Source organism: Lichenihabitans psoromatis (assembly GCF_004323635.1).
Lineage (GTDB): Bacteria > Pseudomonadota > Alphaproteobacteria > Rhizobiales > Beijerinckiaceae > Lichenihabitans > Lichenihabitans psoromatis.
The window spans coordinates 3,052,417-3,068,806 of record NZ_CP036515.1 but is presented as its reverse complement, the minus strand read 5'-3'; the positions used below and the strand labels follow the sequence as shown (position 1 = coordinate 3,068,806).

20 protein-coding genes and 1 tRNA gene are annotated in these 16,390 nt (G+C 61.9%); 10 read left to right on the top strand and 11 right to left on the bottom strand.

Going from position 1 to position 16,390, the window contains the following annotated elements; genetic code table 11:
• Window positions 1-19: 19 nt before the first annotated feature.
• The 3 genes from EY713_RS14245 (at window position 20) to EY713_RS14235 (ending at window position 1,865) form a co-directional block, all read left to right on the top strand.
• Complete coding sequence (locus EY713_RS14245) at window positions 20-1,120, top strand: PAS domain-containing protein (RefSeq protein ID WP_131115885.1); 1,101 nt, start codon at window positions 20-22, stop codon at window positions 1,118-1,120.
• The gene (locus EY713_RS14240) at window positions 1,121-1,576 is read left to right on the top strand and encodes a response regulator (protein WP_245504102.1); all 456 of its coding nucleotides are present in this window, start codon (window positions 1,121-1,123) and stop codon (window positions 1,574-1,576) included.
• 94 nt (window positions 1,577-1,670) lie between these two features.
• On the top strand, window positions 1,671-1,865 hold the full coding sequence (locus tag EY713_RS14235) for a hypothetical protein (RefSeq protein WP_131115883.1): 195 nt from the start codon (window positions 1,671-1,673) through the stop codon (window positions 1,863-1,865).
• 103 nt (window positions 1,866-1,968) lie between these two features.
• On the opposite strand, the gene EY713_RS14230 is transcribed toward EY713_RS14235, so the two are convergent.
• The 3 genes from EY713_RS14230 to EY713_RS14215 all read right to left on the bottom strand — a co-directional run bounded on the left by EY713_RS14230 (window position 1,969) and on the right by EY713_RS14215 (window position 3,730).
• Window positions 1,969-2,169, bottom strand: a complete 201-nt coding sequence (locus EY713_RS14230; protein ID WP_131115881.1) for a hypothetical protein — start codon at window positions 2,167-2,169, stop codon at window positions 1,969-1,971.
• A 504-nt stretch (window positions 2,170-2,673) separates the two neighbouring features.
• A tRNA-Thr gene (locus EY713_RS14220) sits at window positions 2,674-2,748 on the bottom strand.
• Between the two features lie 154 nt (window positions 2,749-2,902).
• Complete coding sequence (locus tag EY713_RS14215) at window positions 2,903-3,730, bottom strand: hypothetical protein (protein ID WP_131115878.1); 828 nt, start codon at window positions 3,728-3,730, stop codon at window positions 2,903-2,905.
• A gap of 152 nt (window positions 3,731-3,882) precedes the next feature.
• Between EY713_RS14215 and EY713_RS14210 the strand changes: the two genes are divergently transcribed.
• The 3 genes from EY713_RS14210 (at window position 3,883) to EY713_RS14200 (ending at window position 5,380) form a co-directional block, all read left to right on the top strand.
• A complete protein-coding gene (locus tag EY713_RS14210) occupies window positions 3,883-4,197 on the top strand; it encodes a hypothetical protein (protein ID WP_131115876.1) in 315 nt (104 codons plus the stop codon).
• A 99-nt stretch (window positions 4,198-4,296) separates the two neighbouring features.
• Complete coding sequence (locus tag EY713_RS14205) at window positions 4,297-4,923, top strand: transglutaminase-like cysteine peptidase (protein WP_131115874.1); 627 nt, start codon at window positions 4,297-4,299, stop codon at window positions 4,921-4,923.
• 112 nt (window positions 4,924-5,035) lie between these two features.
• Window positions 5,036-5,380 (top strand): hypothetical protein, encoded by a 345-nt coding sequence (locus EY713_RS14200; RefSeq protein ID WP_131115872.1) that lies wholly within the window; start codon window positions 5,036-5,038, stop codon window positions 5,378-5,380.
• Window positions 5,381-5,385: 5 nt separating this feature from the next.
• Here EY713_RS14200 and EY713_RS14195 read toward each other — a convergent pair whose 3' ends face one another.
• Together EY713_RS14195 and EY713_RS14190 are read right to left on the bottom strand one after the other, a co-directional pair.
• On the bottom strand, window positions 5,386-6,072 hold the full coding sequence (locus EY713_RS14195) for a DUF1045 domain-containing protein (protein ID WP_131115870.1): 687 nt from the start codon (window positions 6,070-6,072) through the stop codon (window positions 5,386-5,388).
• 72 nt (window positions 6,073-6,144) lie between these two features.
• Window positions 6,145-6,915, bottom strand: a complete 771-nt coding sequence (locus EY713_RS14190; RefSeq protein ID WP_131115868.1) for a VOC family protein — start codon at window positions 6,913-6,915, stop codon at window positions 6,145-6,147.
• 155 nt (window positions 6,916-7,070) lie between these two features.
• On the opposite strand from EY713_RS14190, the gene EY713_RS14185 reads away from it, so the two are divergent.
• Window positions 7,071-7,862, top strand: coding sequence for an NAD kinase (locus EY713_RS14185; protein ID WP_131115866.1), 792 nt, complete (start codon window positions 7,071-7,073; stop codon window positions 7,860-7,862).
• Between the two features lie 9 nt (window positions 7,863-7,871).
• Here EY713_RS14185 and EY713_RS14180 read toward each other — a convergent pair whose 3' ends face one another.
• The 3 genes from EY713_RS14180 to EY713_RS14170 all read right to left on the bottom strand — a co-directional run bounded on the left by EY713_RS14180 (window position 7,872) and on the right by EY713_RS14170 (window position 10,382).
• Window positions 7,872-8,162 (bottom strand): hypothetical protein, encoded by a 291-nt coding sequence (locus EY713_RS14180; protein ID WP_131115864.1) that lies wholly within the window; start codon window positions 8,160-8,162, stop codon window positions 7,872-7,874.
• 63 nt (window positions 8,163-8,225) lie between these two features.
• Complete coding sequence (locus EY713_RS14175) at window positions 8,226-9,212, bottom strand: CorA family divalent cation transporter (RefSeq protein WP_131115862.1); 987 nt, start codon at window positions 9,210-9,212, stop codon at window positions 8,226-8,228.
• 6 nt (window positions 9,213-9,218) lie between these two features.
• A complete protein-coding gene (locus EY713_RS14170) occupies window positions 9,219-10,382 on the bottom strand; it encodes a patatin-like phospholipase family protein (protein WP_131115860.1) in 1,164 nt (387 codons plus the stop codon).
• A gap of 225 nt (window positions 10,383-10,607) precedes the next feature.
• Here EY713_RS14170 and EY713_RS14165 point away from each other — a divergent pair, with 225 nt between their 5' ends.
• The 3 genes from EY713_RS14165 to EY713_RS14155 all read left to right on the top strand — a co-directional run bounded on the left by EY713_RS14165 (window position 10,608) and on the right by EY713_RS14155 (window position 13,592).
• On the top strand, window positions 10,608-11,390 hold the full coding sequence (locus EY713_RS14165; RefSeq protein WP_131115858.1) for a 3-hydroxybutyrate dehydrogenase: 783 nt from the start codon (window positions 10,608-10,610) through the stop codon (window positions 11,388-11,390).
• A 23-nt stretch (window positions 11,391-11,413) separates the two neighbouring features.
• Complete coding sequence (locus EY713_RS14160) at window positions 11,414-12,226, top strand: acetoacetate decarboxylase (protein ID WP_131115856.1); 813 nt, start codon at window positions 11,414-11,416, stop codon at window positions 12,224-12,226.
• Window positions 12,227-12,425: 199 nt separating this feature from the next.
• Entirely contained in the window at window positions 12,426-13,592 is a 1,167-nt protein-coding gene (locus EY713_RS14155; protein ID WP_131115854.1) for an extracellular catalytic domain type 1 short-chain-length polyhydroxyalkanoate depolymerase, read from the top strand.
• Between the two features lie 38 nt (window positions 13,593-13,630).
• Here the strand turns inward: EY713_RS14155 and EY713_RS14150 are convergent, their stop codons facing one another.
• Genes EY713_RS14150 through EY713_RS14140 form a run of 3 tightly spaced genes read right to left on the bottom strand, consistent with a single transcriptional unit; the run spans window position 13,631 to window position 16,385 of the window.
• On the bottom strand, window positions 13,631-14,281 hold the full coding sequence (locus EY713_RS14150) for a DedA family protein (RefSeq protein WP_131115852.1): 651 nt from the start codon (window positions 14,279-14,281) through the stop codon (window positions 13,631-13,633).
• A 22-nt stretch (window positions 14,282-14,303) separates the two neighbouring features.
• Window positions 14,304-14,963, bottom strand: coding sequence for a thiaminase II (gene tenA, locus EY713_RS14145; RefSeq protein ID WP_131115850.1), 660 nt, complete (start codon window positions 14,961-14,963; stop codon window positions 14,304-14,306).
• A 12-nt stretch (window positions 14,964-14,975) separates the two neighbouring features.
• Entirely contained in the window at window positions 14,976-16,385 is a 1,410-nt protein-coding gene (locus EY713_RS14140; RefSeq protein WP_245572728.1) for a malonyl-CoA decarboxylase, read from the bottom strand.
• Between the last annotated feature and the right edge of the window lie 5 nt (window positions 16,386-16,390).

Sequence of the window (16,390 nt, the reverse complement as noted above, 5' to 3'; positions counted from 1 at the left end):
CGAGTGAAAGCGTCGGGTCATGCAGCAGAAAGATGATTGGCATATCACGGACGACCTGAATTACGAGCATGGCCAGGGAGACCCCTTTGCGGCAGCCATGCGGGCGACGCGAATGCCGATGGTGATCTCAGACCCCCGCCAGGCCGACAATCCGATCGTATTCGCCAACGAGGCCTTCCAGGCTCTGACCGGCTATGACAGACACGAAATCGTGGGGCGTAATTGCCGTTTTCTGCAAGGTCGGGACACCGACCCCCAGTCCGTCGCTGAACTCAGAGCCGCAATCGACGCCGGCCGCAACCATCAGGTTGACCTTCTGAACTACCGGAAGGATGGGTCAACGTTCTGGAATGCGCTTTATCTCAGCCCCGTTCGCGGTGTCGACGGCGACATCCAGTTTTTCTTCGCCTCGCAACTCGACGTCACGGAGCGCGTCGACGCCCAGCGTCTTATTGCCGAGCAGAAAGCGATCGTCGAGAGCGAGGTTCGCAGCCGAACCGCGGATCTGGAAGCTGCCCTGGAAGCCAAGACGCTGTTGCTTCATGAGGTCGATCACCGGGTCAAAAATAATCTGACGATGATCGGGTCCCTGCTTCGGCTCCAGTCCCGTTCGATCGACGATCCGGTTATCGTTTCGAAGCTCGATGCAATGTTGGAGCGGATCGATGCGCTCGCAACGGTTCACCGTCGCCTGTACCAGTCCGTCGACATCACGCGGTTCGACGTCGGTGCGTTTACCCAAACCTTGGTCGCGGACGTGATCGGTGCGAGCGGTCGAAACGACATCGCATTGCTGATGGATGTTGGGCCGATCGATATTCCGTCGACAAAAGCCACCGCCTTCGGGCTCATCGTCAATGAAGTCGTGACGAACGCGGTCAAACACGCCTTTCCCAATGGACGATCGGGACGTTTGATGGTCTCCGCGCGGCAGGACGACACGACGGGTCGCATCAGCATCGTTGATGATGGGCCTGGATTGGGCGGGCAGGAGTTGTCGGGCGACGGGCTCGGCCGCACTCTGATCTCACGGTTGTCCAAGCAAATCGAAGCGACGACCAAATGGGAAGAGGCCGAGCCTGGCACCCGCGTCACGATCACGTTTCCGGTCGCGAGTTAGATGATGACGCGCCCCGTTCCGCCTCTCCGGATTCTCGTCGTGGAAGACGAAGCGCTCCTGGCTATGGACCTCATCTTGATGATCGAGGATGCAGGGCACACCATCGTCGGCGAGGCCGCATGCTTGACTAGTTTCGAAGCTTTGGACGACGACATTGATCCCGACATCGCTTTCGTGGATGTCCAACTCGCGCACGGGTCGAATGGATTGGACGTCTGCGCCCGGATCAGAACGCGATGGGCCAGCACAGTCATCGTTTTCGTGACCGCGAATCCCAAAAAGTTGCCGCAGGATTTCGCCGGCGCACATGGCGTGATTCCAAAACCGTTTTCACGGAACGGGATGATGTCAGCGATCCGCTATATCGAAGAAGGTGTTTGTGCACCGCCTCCGCGATCGCCTCCGCCGACAAGCTTCCAGCCCTCGACCGCCTTCGAGGCGAGCTGGTCGACGTGACCGATCCAAGCCGCGACGGCCATTGGCTCAGTCTTTCATGGTTCGTTAACCATGGCGGCTCAGGATCGAGGTTCAACGGATCGGAGAGCCGAACATGCAATTGAATGGCGAGCAGAAGAGATTGCTCGAGTGGGTCGATGCGAAGCAGCCGGTCATCGGCATTTTCCATGTCATGACCGACATCAAGCCGATGATTGACAACGGCTTCATCGAAGCGCGCCCATCTCCCCGCGCCAAGGGTCAACTAGTCCTGACCGATCTCGGCAAAGCGGCTTTGACGACCCATTAGAGACTTTGGGTCGGACGCGACATGACGCTCAAGCCTTAGATGTCGCGGGAGATCGGGGTTGCCCGCCGATCCGCGATGATGGTCGGGCGTCCGTCTTGAAGTCTCAGTCGGGTGTGACCTGCAACCGGGTTGCGGTGTCGATCCGCAACGCCATTCGGCTCAAGCGCTCGGCCAAAACCCTCGCATCCTCGATATGAAGTCGCGTTTGCGGAATCCCGGCCAGGAACACTGGTTCACCCGTCTCAGCTTGCACGACGGAGCAGGACCGATCCTGCTCCTCTCGAACTTCGTAGCGTGCTGGCATCGTGCTCTCCACCGGGAAAGCGACGACGCTATCGAGACAGAGTTAAAATCGCGTTTACCTTAAACAGGGGCGCGACTAACCGAGGATTTCGTCGACCAGGCGACGCAATTCCTCGCGGCTCAAACCGCAAGGTTCGGGTTTCCATGTATTTTTTGGGAAGAGTAGAGGTGTGCGCCGGGTTGGGCGCGGCAAGGCTTTGGTGGTTTTGAAGTCTTTTGTCAGTGTCATGATATCCAAGAGCCGTGCCAAGTCTATCGACATGGCACGGCATCGCTCAATCTCGTTTGAGCAAGCATAAGGGTCCGTCGCGCGAGGACCGCGACGCTCAACCTTCAGAAAGTACGGATAGCGGCTCAGCGCTCCTGAGAGCATGCGAGCGGGCCGACCAAATTCGGATCGATCCGCATCATATATCGAACGATGTCTGGTTCTGCAAGCCGTCGCTGCAACATTCGGATGCTCTTTGGACGGTGATCCTTCGCAAAACAAGGATTGAGCGAAGTCTGGTGCCGGCGGAGAGGATCGAACTCCCGACCTTCGGTTTACAAAACCGCTGCACTACCGCTGTGCTACGCCGGCCCAACGGCACCACATGCCGGTGCCGCGCGGTAATTAAAGGGCAGACGCCAAGACGAACTACCCAGGTCGCTGTCCGGCCCAAAGCCCTCGATGCGACCGGGATCGCAGTAGCAAGCCCGCGACTGGCATGCAAGTCGCCAGCGGCGACGATCCGTTAAAACCGATACCAAACCGATGTCTCGACGATCCGCTCGCGCAAGGCATTCCGTCCTTCGACCGTCACGAAGCCGCTGAGTTGCAGCGACCATCGCGGATTGAGGTCGTAGACCACCGAGACGCCGGCATTGGTATATTGCGACACCGGGAACCACGGCACGCCCTGTCCGACCGGTAAGGTCGTGAAGCTTTGAAACAGCAGCAGCGTATCGGATCGCGGGCGCGTCCCGAGCGTCAGGTCCATATGCACCTCGTCGGGCGCGTGGGCGCTGCGGATGCGGTAACCAGCCCCGGCATCGATGAATGACGGCCAGGATCCGAGGTTGAAAGCGATGCCGAGCAGCGCGCGTCCGTCCGTGTCGCGCGAGGTATTGCCGATCAGCGCCGCGTTGCGCTGGCGAGTCGTCGCCGGCAGGTGAAACGTCCCCTGGACCGCCAGGACCGCGGGGCCGAACATGAGCAGCCTGATCTGCGCGCCGGCTTCGCTGGTGCCCAGCCCGGTGTAACTCGCCCCCATGGCGCCGCCGAGACTGGTCGACACCAAATCGGGCTTAAGGATCACCTGCAGCCAATCCGTCACGCCATATTGCACATAGACCGACGCTTCACGCTTCGTATACGGCGTGCCCCCGTTCAGCCGCCCGCTCGTGTCGAACACCCGATCGCCGTTATCGTAGGTGCCTCGCAACACCACGAGCCCCTGCCCTGCAGGCTCGTTGAACGCACCCGCGAAGGCCCCTCCGCCAAAGCCGCAGGTCGACGCCATGGCCAAAGCCGCGACGCAGATGCCGCGATATCGCAAGAGCAGATCGGCGGTCACAGGCATCGCGATCCGGCAGTGTTAAACGCCAAGCGACACAGCCGCCGAGGAGCGGAGGGACGAACCGGCACGATCAGCATCCGCCCAAGGGGCGTTAAGAAGCTTTAACCATTGAGGCAGGACTTGGGCAAGCTAAACTGACGTTACGGAAACATGCGATGCCCCTCATGCTTAATGATTTTCGAGAGGGCAGCGCGACGATCATGGCTTTAACCGCAGAGGCCATTATGCGGCGGAGCGGCCGCCCCGCCTTTTCGACGCCACAAATTTTTCGCGCATTTCGCTCGCACGCTGCCGAATTTAACCATATCGACGCCGGAGCATGGTTGCTAGCTTGTAAAGCACCGAAGACGAGCCGCCGCCAGATCAACCAACCCAGCGCCAGAACAGCTTGGTTTTACACAGGATCCAGACAATTAAACGAAAGCTTTACCGACCTTGTTTCGACCTTGTTACACTTAATGGGCCGGTGATAAACTTAAATCGAAACCCGTAAAACGATAGAGTTTTACTTACATCGACTGCAAAACCGTCCTGGCATCTTCGACATCAGATCAGATGACGAGGACGCCATGGTGTCGAGTTTCAAGAAAGCGGTGATGGGAGCGATGCTCCTGCTGAGCGGGGCTCTCTCGCCGCTCGCAACCGCGACGGCCGCCGATATGCGGGCCAGCTATGCCGCCGTCACCGGACAAACCAGCGTGCCCTACGGATGGATCGACTTCTGCAACCGCTACGCCGGCGAATGCGATGGACCGGTTCTGCCGGCCGAGGACATTGCCGCGTCGCCGAAGGTCATGAAGGACATCGACCGGATCAACCGCAGCGTGAACGGCTCGATCCATGCCGAAACCGATATGGACCATTGGGGTGTGATCGATCGTTGGGACTACCCGCTCGATGGCAAAGGCGACTGCGAGGATTACGTGCTGATGAAGCGCAAGCTCCTGATCGAAGCAGGCTATCCGCGCCAAGCCCTGCTGGTCACGGTTGTCAAAGATCGGAGCGGCGAAGGCCATGCGGTTCTGACGGTGAAGACCACAAAGGGTGAATTCGCGCTCGACAACATGGTCGACGTGATCCTGCCGTGGGATCAGACCGGCTATCGGTTTGTGAAACGGCAGTCGCAGGAAGATCCGAACGTCTGGCGCTCCATCGGCCCTGCCGTCAGCGCTCCCCTCTTCACCTCCAACAAATAAGGGGGCAGAACGGCCCTGCAACCGCGCTCATGCAGGCAATCGGCTCCGGCACGATGGCTTTGCTGACGTCGATCGAGACCAGAATTGCGAGCCAACACACGTGATGCAGCGCATGCTTCGGCCCACCGCCTTCGCGGCTCTCGTTTTGGCGGCCGGTCCGACCGGCGCCACACCGGCCGATGATCCGGCCGTTCCGGTCGATCCCGTCCAGATCGTCGCCGATGTGACCCTGATCGACGCGGAATGCAGGAACGTCCGTGTCGCATTCGGCCCGGCGATCGGCATCCTGTCTCTAGCCGGCATTCGCCTCGGGGATGTGCTTCCGAAGGGCAGCCTCCGCGACCGTTTCGAGACCGATTACAAAAACCGTTTCGAAACCACCTCGCATGACGATCTCTGCGGCGAGGTCGTCACACGCTACGGCACCAAATTTCCCGGATTATTCACAGCGCCCTGACGGTCTTACGCTCCGGCAAAATCGAAACGCCGCTGCAACACGAACCTGTCGTTCGCGCTCTCTTGCCGCAGCAACACCAGGCTATCGACCGTCGTGCTGAGCGGAACGTCACGCAGCAAGTCGCGCAGAACCGGCTCGAGTTTCGCCCTGTCTCGCGGCTCGAGTGGGCCCGTCAGCGTCATGTGGAACTGAAAATCATCGAGCACGAACGGGTAGCCCCATTCGTCGAGATTGGCGACCTGCTGCACCGTCAGATGATCGGGATGGCGGCGCTCGCGGTCCTCCGGGCTCAACGGTTCGCGGAAAAGATCGAAGTGCCGCACGCAGGCAGCCGCCAAATCCTGCATGGCAGGAGAGGGTTCGGCCAGCACGAGGGCGAGGAAGTGGCCGACCAAGGCCAAGTTGAGCGTGATATCGATCGGCTTCTGAGTCCGTACGAACTCCTGCAGGGCCTGTTCGAGCTCGGCGGCCGTTCGCCCGTCCGCCAGATGGAACGGAGCTTTCAACGTGGCATGAAACCCGTAGCGACGCGGCCCGGCCGTCCAGCCGAGGCTTGCGGGATCGTGAAACAAAGGATGGTCCGGAGGCTCGATATCGGCGCCGGTCGACGCGTCATAACCGAGGACACTCGCGCCAAAGCGGGCCAGGAGACTTCCCGCATGGGGAGCGAAATAGATGGCATATCGGGGCATCGCGATCCTTTCTTGTCTCCGCTCATGTAGGTGACGCTGGATGCGACGTCACCATCGTGGGGCGAGAGTCGATCAGCGTGGGGCCGTCAGGCAAAACATTACGCCTTGCGGGTCGAAACAATTGACGATCCAGCTCCCGCCAGGAACCTCGTTCGGGCCGCGCAGAATTGTGCCGCCATGCGCGACGACGCGGGCCGTCGCCGACTTGATGTCGTCGACCGTGAAGTAGAAGCTCCAGAATGGAACCGGCATGCTGCCGACCTTGTTCATCAGACCACCCACCGGCTGCGCCCCCGTGCAAAAGAGCTGGTAGGTGCCCATGGGACCCATGTCGATGGCATCGCCTTTGGTCCAACCGAACAGACCCTCGTAAAACGCGAAAGCGGCCTGCCAATCGGTTGCGTAGAGTTCGCGCCAACCGACGGAGCCGAGTGCCTCCGGGGCGGGTGAAACCAATGGAATTTCGGCAAGACCTTGGAAGAGAACGAAGACCGCGCCTTGCGGATCCGCCACAACGGCAAACCGACCAACGCCGGGAATATCAGTCGGCTCGCGATGGATCGCGCCAGCAGCGTCACGAACGAGGACCACCATCGCATCGACGTCGTCTACCGCGACATGGCCGATCCAGGACGGTCGCCAACCCGGGGCGCGGAGGCTTTCCGGAAGCCTCATGAGACCGCAAATCGGGGCGCCATCCATCAACAGGCGTTTATAGTCCAAGCCTGGGGGGCCGGCCGTCTCGGCCGTCCAGCCGATCACAGCGCAGTAGAAATCGCTGGCCGCCGCCGCATCGGTCGTCATCAGCTCATACCAGCAGAATTGGCCCTGTCCCGTCGCCATCGCGCCCTCCCTCGTCTGACGTCGCATCTCCCGTTGTGCTCGCTTTGACCGGGGCTCGCAACCGCCGCTCAGGCCGCTTTCAGCGTGGCCCGTCAGACCGCACATGCTATAAGCCCACCACCGCTTCCAGCGGATAAGATCGTCGGGAGTGGGTTATGTCAGGGGTGGATAACCCGTCGGAGCGGTTCGAGGCAGTCGCTTTCCTCTCATCCGGTTCTCCTGATGCCGAAACGGCGCTTGCGGTCTTGTCCGAGCGCTACGGCAATGCCGAGCCCGAGGTCGCGGATGTCATCGTGGCGCTCGGAGGCGACGGCCTGATGCTTCAGGTCCTGCACCGGTTCATGGGGTCGCCGAAACCAATCTACGGCATGAACCGCGGCTCTGTCGGTTTTCTCATGAACGAATTTCTCGAGACCGATCTGTTCGAACGTCTGGGCAGTGCGGAAGCCTCCACGGTCCACCCGCTCGTCATGCACGCGACGAGTTGCGATGGCATCGTGGCCACCGCCCGCGCCATCAACGAAGTGTCGCTGTTGCGGCAGTCCTACCAGGCCTCCAAGTTGCGGATTTCGATCGATGGGCGGGAGCGGCTGAGTGAGTTGATAGCCGACGGGCTGTTGGTCGCTACGCCCGCCGGATCGACAGCCTATAATCTCTCGGCGAACGGGCCGATCGTCCCGCTAAACGCGCCGCTGGTCGCCCTGACACCGATTTCAGCCTTTCGCCCCCGCCGTTGGCACGGCGCGTTGCTGCCCAACTCCGCCAAGATCACGATCGACGTCCTCGAAGGCGAAAAGCGTCCCGTCGCAGCCACGGCCGATCATTTCGAATTGAAGAACGTCGCCCGGATCGAAATTGCCATGGATCACGCGGTCTCGATGACGTTGCTGCACGATCCTGGCCATTCGCTGGATGAGCGTATCCTCAGCGAGCAATTCGGCTACTGACGCTCAGCCTCAATAGCCACGATAACGGCGGCTCGCCTGCGGTTTCGACCGGTGGCCGGTCAGCCTGCTGGAACTCTGATAGGTCCCGTAACCCATGTCGTTGGGATGGTTGAAGCCGTTGGCCGTCGCGCTGTTATAGGGTTGTGACCCATAGGCCGGGGCCGCTGGCGCCGGCACGTTGAAGGCCGGATTTCCGACATTCGGCATCGTCTGCGCTTCGGCCAGACCGCAAATCGCAAGCGTGAGCAGAAACACGAGGGCCGAGACGGTGGTTCGGGTCGGGACGGTCGATAAGCGCATGATCTCAAAACTACCGGCGCACGACGGAGTTCCGATCAGCCGGTCGTCAGATCGCCGCGCCGTTCAAAGCATCTTGCGCCGCCGCAGCACCCAGAGCGTGATCAGCCCGGTCACGACCATGATGGCGATGCCGTACCAGAAACCAAGAGGATCCTGCAGGGCCGGGGGACCGCCGAGATTCATCCCGAAGATGCCTGAGATGAGCGTCATGGGCAGGAAGATCGTGGTCACGATCGACAGCACGTAGAGGTTCCGGTTGGTAGCCTCCATCAGCCGGCTCGAGAGTTGATCCTGCAGCAATCGCGCGCGCTCCTGCACGAGATCGAGATCGTGGCCAAGAGCGCCGAGCCGTTCGATGGCGGCGCGAAGGTTCGTCGCCTCTTTCTCACCGATCCAATCCGGCAAACGGGAGATCAGACCGATGAGCGCATGTTGCTGCGGCACCATATGGCGGCGTAGCCGCGCTGTGACACGCCGGATCCGGCTGATCTCGCCGTGCTGATTATCGAGCTTGCCGCCGAGCAGATCATCCTCAAGCCCGTCGATTGTCTCGGAGAGCTCGACGATCAGGTCGCCCAGTTTGTCCGTGACATGATGGAAGAATTGCGTGAGCAGCCCAACCGGCTTCTCGGCCGCTGCGCCGTCCTGCATGGAGCGACGCAAGGCGTCGACCGCTGCAAGCGGCTGACGACGGACAGAGATCAGACATCCGTTGTCGAGATAGAGGCGCAGCACTTCCAATTCTTGGGTCCGCTCGCCGAACTCGCTATGCAGGTCGCCGACGACACCGGCCAAGCCGTTGCCGGTCGCTTCGATCCGCATTCGCGTATCAGCGCCGAGAAGAATTGCCTTGGCGGCATCCGGAATGCGTCGACTGTCGGCGATCCAGGCTCTGGTGCGCACATCCGATTGGCTGAAGTGCAGCCAGACATGCGTGTCGGCTTGATCGAGGGCGGCATCCATGTCGTCCCAGCGAAGATCCTCGGCGAGGCCCTCCGGCCCCATGCGATACCCGCAGATCAGTCCGCTTGCTTCGACGGTTTCCAGCATGGCGCTTTACCGATCATACTCGCGGTGGAGGTCGTGCGTCACGATACCGGTTCCTGCCGGCGGCATCGCCAGCCAGTCCTTGCGGCTTAGAGTCCGCCGCGTGTCCTCATAGCCGCTCTGCCAATGCTCGCGCATCGACGTGCCGGAAAATTCGTAATCCTTGGCGTCGCCCTCGTATGACTTCTGCTGGTAGATCAATTGCAGAATGGTCATCTCGGGCAAGGTCGCGAGCTCGTCGCGCAGCTTGCGGTCCTCGTCGCTGAGGAGATCGTCTGGCACCTTCAACAATGCCTGATAGGCGCGCTTCTTCCAGCCTTGAAGGCGGCTAAAGAGGTCGGTGGTGTTGCGGGTCCGCGACGAATACATGATGTCCTTCTGGCGGGCCATCACGTCCTGCAAGGTCCGGGGCAAGGCGCCTCGCGCACTGAAGAGATCGACCTGGAACACCAGCGTATTGGCGCTATCGTCCTGGGCCAAAAGATGTTGCAGCGGGGTGTTGGACACGAGCCCGCCATCCCAATAATGGTCGGTTCCGATCTTCACGGTCGGGAAAGCCGGCGGCAACGCGCCGCTCGCCATGATATGTTCGGCTTCGATGCGGACGTCTGAATTGTCGAAATAGATGAAGTTGCCGGTCGATGCGTTGACGGCGCCGACCGAAAAGCGGCGCGACGCATCGTTCAACAGGTCGAAATCGACGAGTTCGATCAGCGTCTCGCGCAGCGGCTCCGTATCATAATAGCTGGTGGCATCCTGGGCGCCCGCAGGACTCATCCATGGGCTCATCTGGCGAGGCTTGAAGAAACCGGGCTGCCCCAGCGCCATGGTGAAGAAAGAGCTGGTGGCATTCCGCATCTGGCGGAACACGTCGCCATCCGGCGTATGGGCCCAAACTTTGCGGCTCGTGATCCGATCCCAGAAAGCATGCAGCCGTTCGAGCCGGCGCTCACGCGGGTTGCCGGCGATGATGGATGAATTGATTGCGCCGATCGACACGCCCGAAATCCAATCGGGCTCGATCTCGGCTTCGTGCAACGCTTGGTAGACACCCGCCTGATAGGCGCCGAGCGCTCCGCCGCCCTGCAGCACCAGCGCGACCCGCGCGCAGCGATCCGGCCGCCATCCCTTGTCTTGTTCCGATCCGGTCGTGGCGACGAAAGGTGCGTTCATGGTGGGCGGCATCCCGGCTTGTTGGGATGGAGCGAACTCCATCGCCATGGGCCATACGGACGATCGCTGACGAGCGTGTGACGAACGCGATGGCGGGATAATCGCCTGCCCTGTCATCTTACCGAAGCGAAAGCTTCGTCGTACCGTCAACTCGGTTCTCCAAAACAGCGGCGGTTCCGCAAGACCGGCCGCTTGGCGCTCGACAATTCCGGCAAAGGACACATCATGCTCAAAGGCAAAACCGCCGTCGTGACCGGCTCCACCAGCGGCATCGGCCTCGCGATCGCGCGCGCCTATGCCCAGCAGGGCGCCAATGTCGTGATCAATGGTTTCGGCGATGCGTCGGCGATCGAGCGGGAGCGTTCCGCCATCGAGAGCGAATTCGGCGTCACGGCGCATTATTCGGGCGCCGACATGTCCAAAGGCGCCGAGATCGCCACCATGATCGCGGATGCGGAAAACACTTTCGGCAGCGTCGATCTGCTGGTCAACAATGCAGGCATTCAGTTCGTCGCACCGATCGAAGACTTCCCGGTCGACAAATGGGACCAGATCATCGCCATCAACCTGACGGCGGCGTTCCACGCAATCCGCGCCGCCCTGCCCGGCATGAAGGCTCGCAAATGGGGCCGCATCATCAACACGGCATCGGCGCACGCGCTCGTCGCGTCGCCCTACAAGTCGGCCTACGTGGCGGCCAAACACGGCATCGCCGGCCTGACCAAGACGGTGGCGCTGGAAGCCGCCACCTTCGGCATCACGGCCAATGCGATCTGCCCCGGCTACGTGTGGACGCCGCTGGTCGAAAAGCAGATCCCGGACACGATGCAGGCCCGCAACATGACCAAGGAGCAGGTCATCAACGACGTGCTGCTGCATGCCCAGCCGACCAAGCAATTCGTCACCGTCGACGAGGTCGCGGCTCTCGCGGTGTTCCTGGCGTCCGATGCGGCCAAATCGATCACCGGCACCATCCTGCCGATCGACGGCGGCTGGACGGCCGAATAGCTCCGCAACGACGAGGCAGCATCATGAAAGCCGAGGATATCCTCCAACTTCGCTCGACCCCGCTGGCGAGCCCGAGCTATCCGGCCGGGCCGTATCGGTTCGTCGATCGGGAATATTTCACCATCACCTACGAGACGGATCCGGAGTTGATCCGTCATCACCTTCCCGAGCCGCTGGAGCCGATCGAACAACCGATCGTGGTCTACGAATGGATCAAGATGCCGGATTCATCCGGCTTCGGCGATTATACCGAGAGCGGCATCGTGATCCCGTGCCGCTTCAAGGGCGAGGATGTCAGCTTCGTGTCGCAGATGTATCTCGATGACGAAGCACCCATCGCGGCGGGTCGCGAGATCTGGGGCTTCCCCAAGAAATACGCACATCCCAAGCTGGAGCTCGTGAAGGACACCCTGACCGGCACCTTGGAATATGCGGGCCAGCAGGTCGCGATGGGCACGATGGGCTATAAGCATGTCGCCATGGCGGGCGACCAGCAGCGCACCATGAAGTCCCTGGCCAAAACGCAGATCAATCTCAAGATCATCCCGGGCATCGACGGCAATGCCGAGATCTGTCAGCTCGTGGCCCTCAACATCGAGGACATCACGATTAAGGGGTCTTGGAGCGGGCCGGCGCGTTTGCACCTCGTGCCGCATGTCAACGCTCCGGTCGCCGATCTGCCGGTCCGCCGCATCGTCGGCGCCACCCACATCATCGCCGATCTCACGCTGCCCTACGGGCGCGTCGTCCACGACTATATCACCGAACGCAGCACCCAGGAGCGGGTCGGCGAGCCCGCCAATCGCGAGACCTCGGCCCACGCCGTCGCGGGCTGAACCAGCTCGAGCGACGCCGCTCAAGACCTAGGAAAGCGCGCCATCCGATCAGGATCGCGCGCTTCTTTGCGTTTCGGCCTGTGGCGCCCGGCTTGACGTTTTTGCTGCACTGCACCATCTTCCGGGTCATGTCGATTGGTGGTGAGATGACGATGGTTGCGCGACGGGCACCGTCACTCAACCATTGGAAAGAGTGCTGATGCCCGCCATCAATAAAGCCATCGAAGCCGCGACGCGTCTGTTGCGAAACGGCGACCTCGGCGAGGCCACCGATCTGATCCGCAAGGCGGTGTCCGGCGTGGGCGATGTCGTCGCCAAGACGATTGTCGGCCCCGGTGCGTCCGTGAGTTCACGCGCTGAGCGCGATCCGGCCACATGCTGCGCCCCGCCCGGCAATGTGGCGGCGCTGGCCAGCACCTTATCGTCCTTCACATCCCCGTTTTGGCCGAGCGCCGCCAACACGACGGACGTGAAGGCGGATGCCACGCGTGGCAGTTTCGTCATGCGGTCGCATGCGGAGCGCTACGGGTCGCGCAATTTTAAGCTTTTCCGCCCCGACCTCGAGAAGAAGCCGACCGCTCTCTTGGTCATGCTGCATGGCTGCTCGCAGAACCCGGATGATTTCGCGGTCGGAACGCGCATGAATGATATTGCGGCCCGGCATAATGTCGCGGTCGTCTATCCCGAGCAGAGCCGAAGCGCCAACGCATCCGGGTGCTGGAATTGGTTCGAGCCGAAAGATCAGCACCGCGACGCGGGCGAGCCCGGCATTTTGGCCGGACTGACGCGCGAGGTTGCCGCCGAATTCGGCTTCGGCCCGAACCGCACATTCGTGGCAGGTCTTTCGGCGGGGGGCGCTATGGCGGCCATTCTGGCTGAACTCTATCCCGACCTCTATGCGGCGGTGGGCATCCATTCGGGCCTCGCCTACGGAGCTGCATCCGACATGTCATCGGCCTTTTCGGCGATGCAGGGCAACGGCGGCACAAAAGGCGGCTGGTTCGGACAGGCCGCGACGGTCGAAACCATCCAGCACAGCCTGCTCGAGCGGGCGATCCCGGTCATCGTGCTGCATGGCGACGCCGATCGGACCGTGCATCCGCACAATGCCGATGCCATCGTGGCGCAGATCACGGCACGCGAAACCGGACTGCGGATCGAGACCGAAAGCGGGGCTTGTCTCAGCGGGCGATCTTTCGTCAGGACATTGGGTCGAGACGGCAAAGGCGCGATCCGCTTCGAGAATTGGAGCCTTGGGGGCGCCGGCCACGCTTGGGCGGGTGGCAGTCGATCCGGCTCATATACCGATCCGGATGGCCCAGACGCGTCGGCCGAGATGATTCGGTTCTTCCTCCAGGCTTGCTAGGCTGCGACAGCGCGTCTGAGTCGTCGAGCCGACGCGCGTCAGACGTGAGCCGAGAGCGGCCCCGGATAGGCGCGTTCCGCCTCTAACTGAAGGGCAGCCTGCTGCTGCTTGACGATCCGCCAGCCGACGACCATTGCGACGAGCGCCAAAAGGCCGAGCCCCAGTCCAACCGGCCCCATGAACCGATGGATCGAGCGTCCGAACCAGAAAGCTGCGCAGCCGTAGACTGTCGCCCAGATGAGGGCGCCAGCGGCATTGAACAGCAGGAATTTACCCCACGGGTAGCGGTTTGCGCCAGCCAGCACGGCCGCGAAGGCGCGCAGCACCGCGACGAAGCGGCCGACGAACACGATCGTCCCGCCGTATTTTGCAAAGACATATTGACCGAGCTTCAACTGCGGTTCGCCGAGCCCGATGTGTTTGCCATATCGCAGCAGCAGCTCGAAACCGAAGCGGTGGCCGACCCAAAACCCAATATTGTCGCCGATGATCGCGCCGCCTGTTGCCGCCATGATGATCAACGGCAGCGATAAGGCGTGGGTGGCGGCGGCATAGATCGCGGCGGAGATCAGCGTGGCTTCGCCCGGCAATGGCAGGCCTGCGCTTTCAAGCGCGATGACGAGGAAAACTGCTGCATAGCCAAAATGCAGGATCGCATTTTCGAGGCCCGCCGCGCTGATCAGGTGCATCGCACTCTTACGTGTTCGGCGATCAAACCGGCCAACCCGCATCGCGATAGGCCGAGTCCCAAAACATCCATTCGAGTTGCGTGGCGCGCGTGAAGGCCGCGTGCATCGCAGCGACGATGGGCGCGCCCGCTTCTGCGGCCAGAGCGTCGGTGGTGGCGATCATGGCATCGACCGCGGTCGAGAAGTCCTCACCGCCATAGGCGTCGATCCAGGCCCGGTAGGGATTATCGGTCGAGGCACGTCCGAGAATATCGCGGCCGACCTCGCGATAGACCCAGAAACACGGCAGCAGCGCCGCGAGATGAACCGCCAGCGGCTCCCGAAAGCCGGTTGCGATCAAAAAGCTGATGTAATGATGAGCCGCTGGTGAAACCGGCGTTGACGCCACCTCGTCCGGCGTGACCCCAAAGGTGCGGAAGTAGCCGGTGTGCAACTCCCGTTCGACCGCGATCGCGCCTGCCGCGCCCTGCGCGAATTGTACCACGTGATCGGGGTGGTCCGCTTTGGCGGAGGCGATCGCAAGTGCCTGCGCAAAGGCGACGAGGTAATGCGCGTCCTGGATGATGTAGTGCCGGAACAGCTTCAGCGGCAGCGTGCCGTCCGCGAGGTTCTGATTGAACGGCATGGTGCGGATGCGCTCGTAAAGAGCCGTGTTCCGCGCCCAGGCATCAGTCGAAAACATGCTGAAAATTCCTTATGCGTGGGAAGCGACGGTCTTCGGCACGGCACGGGACCGCAGCAATTTGCGGACGGCGCTGGCAGCCACGACCTCATTTTTATTGGCGAAGATCTCGTGGTTGGCTTCGATCTCGTCGCGATTGTAGATGTAGTTGACCATCAGCCCGTGCGACGTCGCCAAGCCTTTGCGCGACACGTCGCCAAGCGGATTGATGCGTTCGAGCCGCGCTCCGTTGCCGAGGTGGAACCGTGCAACCGGGTCGATGACCCGTCCGCCGGGCGTCCGCGCGCGCAGGAAATAATGCGCCGCCAGCGGCAGCAGCACGCGATGAACCGGCTCGCTCGCACTGGCCTTCTCGTGCCAGTTCGGTCGATCGACGAAGTTCAGGACGCGCCGATCCTCGGGGCTGAGCAGACCATCCGTGTCGTTATCGATCACCGACGTGAGCCAAGCCGCAAACCCCGGAACGGGCGATAGCGTGACAAAGGTCTGCAGGCGCGGCAACTCGCGCTTGAGTTCCTCGACCACGTGTTTGATGAGAAAATTGCCGAACGAGACGCCCCGAAGACCCGCCTGTGCGTTCGAAATCGAATAAAAGACGGCTGTGTTGGCCGGGGTGTCCGGGGCCGGAGAGGGTTGGCCGGCCAAGAGCGGCGCGATGGTGCTTGGGATTGCGGTCGTCAGCGCCACCTCGACGAAGATCAAGGGCTCGTCGATCAAGGCGGGGTGGAAGAACGCATAAAGGCGTCGATCCTGCGGCGCGAGCCGACGGCGCAGATCGTCCCAACCCGATATGGCGTGAACCGCCTCGTAGCGGATGATCTTCTCGAGCACATTGGCCGACGTGGACCAGTCGATCCGCTGCATCTCCAGAAAGCCGCGATTGAACCAGGACGCAAAAGACGCCGCGAAGGCACGATCGAGATCTGCCAAAAGCGGATCACTGCCGATGCACGCGAGAAGATCGGCCCGCATGGCAACCAGCGACGGTGTCCCGCCGGGCGCCAGATTGAGCCGCCGAATGAGTTCGAGCGCGCGGGGTTCGGCAGCCTTCTGGACCGTGGCGGCGAGCGCCAGGGTCGGGGTGGCCAGGAACGCCTTGGAGGCGGCCAACAGAGCCGTGAGGTCAGGGCCATAGCGGCGCGCCATGTCGTTGAGAACGATACGACGCTCCGCGATCGGCAGCGCCGCATAAGCCTGCAGCATTTGCTGCGCGAGAGCCACGCCCGAGGCTTCGCCACGGACCGACATCAATGCCTCTGCCAGTCGCAAGACGGCGGGGTGGTCGCCGCCGGACAGGCGCGGATAACCGATCAGGAGCCGCCCTCGATCGGCCACCGATTGGATCAAATCCGACACGTAGGAGGCGCTGCGGGCCCGCATGCCCGCGCCAGAACCCGAAAAGACCGTCGAGACGTCCGACATCGGGG